At 51.8% G+C, this 3,373-nt stretch carries 1 rRNA gene; it reads left to right on the top strand.

What is annotated here, in order from left to right:
• The first annotated feature begins 235 nt into the window (after nucleotides 1–235).
• Nucleotides 236–3,326, top strand: a 23S ribosomal RNA gene (locus HMPREF2928_RS00005).
• Nucleotides 3,327–3,373 lie beyond the last annotated feature (47 nt).

Here is a 3,373-nt window from a genome sequence, read left to right on the forward strand (position 1 = left end):
TTGGTTTTGGGTTGGATGAGGCGCATTGTTGGGTTTTGGGGTAACACATTAGTGTTGTTCCTTTGTTTGCCTGGCATGGTGATGATGCAAATGTTTTTGTTTGTGTTGTTGTTGTGTTGTGGGTTGTTGTTTGAGAACTATATAGTGGACGCGAGCATCTTCTGGAATTTGCGTTGAATCAATGCTTTTGTGTTGGTTTGATTGTTGATTTTAGATTCTTATTTTTCTTGATTGTGTGTAAGTTATTAAGGGCACACGGTGGATGCCTTGGCATTAAGAGCCGATGAAGGACGTGTGAATCTGCGATAAGCCTCGGGGAGCCGATAACTGGGCTGTGATCCGAGGATTTCCGAATGGGGAAACCTGGCTCATCTTCATGGTGAGTTACCGCCAGCTGAATGTATAGGCTGGTTGGGGGGAACGCGGGGAAGTGAAACATCTCAGTACCCGCAGGAAGAGAAAATAAAGTAATGATTCTGTGAGTAGTGGCGAGCGAAAGCGGAAGAGACTAAACCTGTGGTGTGTGATAGCGGTTAGGCGTTGCATCATGGGGGTTGTGGGAGTCACAGTGGCAGTTCTAACTGGCTGCCGGCATGATGTTCAGGATGGTAGGTGAACGACTTGGAATGGTCGGCCGTAGAGGGTGAGAGTCCCGTAATCGAAATTGTTCTGTCCGTGGTGTGGCCACCCGAGTAGCACGGGGCTCGTGGAATCTCGTGTGAATCTGCCAGGACCACCTGGTAAGTCTAAATACTTCTTAATGACCGATAGTGAATCAGTACCGTGAGGGAATGGTGAAAAGTACCCCGGGAGGGGAGTGAAATAGTACCTGAAACCGTGTGCTTACAAGCCGTTGGAGCCTTTTGGGGTGACAGCGTGCCTTTTGAAGAATGAGCCTGCGAGTTAGTGTTATGTCGCGAGGTTAACCCGTGTGGGGTATCCGTAGCGAAAGCGAGTCTGAATAGGGCGTTTGAGTGGCATGACCTAGACCCGAAGCGGAGTGATCTATCCATGGCCAGGTTGAAGCGACGGTAAGACGTCGTGGAGGACCGAACCCACTTCAGTTGAAAATGGAGGGGATGAGCTGTGGATAGGGGTGAAAGGCCAATCAAACTCTGTGATAGCTGGTTCTCCCCGAAATGCATTTAGGTGCAGCGTTACGTGTTTCTTGCCGGAGGTAGAGCTACTGGATGGCCGATGGGCCTTCACGGGTTACTGACGTCAGCTAAACTCCGAATGCCGGTAAGTGAGAGCGTAGCAGTGAGACAGTGGGGGATAAGCTTCATTGTCGAGAGGGAAACAGCCCAGACCACCAACTAAGGCCCCTAAGCGTGTGCTAAGTGGGAAAGGATGTGGAGTTGCTTAGACAACCAGGAGGTTGGCTTAGAAGCAGCCATCCTTGAAAGAGTGCGTAACAGCTCACTGGTCAAGTGATTCTGCGCCGATAATGTAGCGGGGCTCAAGTACACCGCCGAAGTTGTGGCAATGACCCTTTGGGGTTGTTGGGTAGGGGAGCGTCGTGTAGCCGGTGAAGCTGCGGTGTAAACCAGTGGTGGAGGCTATGCGAGTGAGAATGCAGGCATGAGTAGCGAAAGATGAGTGAGAAACTCATCCGCCGGATGATCAAGGGTTCCAGGGTCAAGTTAATCTGCCCTGGGTTAGTCGGGGCCTAAGGCGAGGCCGACAGGCGTAGTCGATGGATAACGGGTTGATATTCCCGTACCGGTGAAAAACCGCCCATACTGATATTGTGATGCTAACCATGCGAAGCATGATGTGCAGGCTTTTGTTTGTGTGTTGTGTGGGTTGTGGGACCCGATCTTTGGAGGTAAACGTGTTAACAGGTGTGACGCAGGAAGGTAGCCAAGCCACGCGATGGTTGTCGTGGTCTAAGCGTGTAGGGTTGTCGGTTGTTAAATGCGCCGGCTGTGTGCCTGAGACGTGATGGGACCCCGTTTTTGGGGGATTTGGTGATCCTATGCTGCCGAGAAAAGCATCGGCGTGAGGTTTTAGCCGCCCGTACCCTAAACCGACACAGGTGATCAGGTAGAGAATACTAAGGCGATCGAGAGAATCATGGTTAAGGAACTCGGCAAAATGCCCCCGTAACTTCGGGAGAAGGGGGACCTTGAGCGTGATGGGCACTTGCTGCCTGGAGCGTGTATGGGTCGCAGAGACCAGGGGGAAGCGACTGTTTATCAAAAACACAGGTCCGTGCGAAGTCGTAAGACGATGTATACGGACTGACTCCTGCCCGGTGCTGGAAGGTTAAGAGGATTGGTTAGCTCTTTTGGGCGAAGCTGAGAATTTAAGCCCCAGTAAACGGCGGTGGTAACTATAACCATCCTAAGGTAGCGAAATTCCTTGTCGGGTAAGTTCCGACCTGCACGAATGGAGTAACGACTTCCCTACTGTCTCAACCATGAACTCGGCGAAATTGCAGTACGAGTAAAGATGCTCGTTTCGCGCAGCAGGACGGAAAGACCCCGTGACCTTTACTATAGTTTGGTATTGGTGTTTGGTTTGGCTTGTGTAGGATAGGTGGGAGACTGTGAAGCATGGACGCTAGTTTGTGTGGAGTCGTTGTTGAAATACCACTCTGGTCAATCTGGATGTCTAACTTCGGGCCATGATCTGGTTCAGGGACAGTGCCTGATGGGTAGTTTAACTGGGGCGGTTGCCTCCTAAAGTGTAACGGAGGCGCCCAAAGGTTCCCTCAGCCTGGTTGGCAATCAGGTGTTGAGTGTAAGTGCACAAGGGAGCTTGACTGTGAGACTGGCAGGTCGAGCAGGGACGAAAGTCGGGACTAGTGATCCGGCGGTACGTTGTGGAACGGCCGTCGCTCAACGGATAAAAGGTACCTCGGGGATAACAGGCTGATCTTGCCCAAGAGTCCATATCGACGGCATGGTTTGGCACCTCGATGTCGGCTCGTCGCATCCTGGGGCTGGAGTCGGTCCCAAGGGTTGGGCTGTTCGCCCATTAAAGCGGTACGCGAGCTGGGTTCAGAACGTCGTGAGACAGTTCGGTCCCTATCCGCTGCGCGCGTTGGAAATTTGAGAAAGGCTGTCCTTAGTACGAGAGGACCGGGACGGACGAACCTCTGGTATGTCAGTTGTACCGCCAGGTGCATGGCTGATTGGCTACGTTCGGGAGGGATAACCGCTGAAAGCATCTAAGCGGGAAGCCTGTTTCGAGATGAGATTTCCTGGCACTTTTGGTGTGTGAGGCTCCTTATAGATGATGAGGTTGATAGGCCGGGTATGGAAGCGGGGACTGAAGACTCGTGGAGTTGACTGGTACTAATAGGCCGAAGGCTTACTTTTCAAGAGAGTTGTTTGTTGTTTGCGTTCACTGTATGGTTTTTGGATAA

The sequence above is a fragment of the Rothia sp. HMSC072B04 genome, from assembly GCF_001813725.1.
Classification (GTDB): Bacteria; Actinomycetota; Actinomycetes; order Actinomycetales; family Micrococcaceae; genus Rothia; species Rothia mucilaginosa.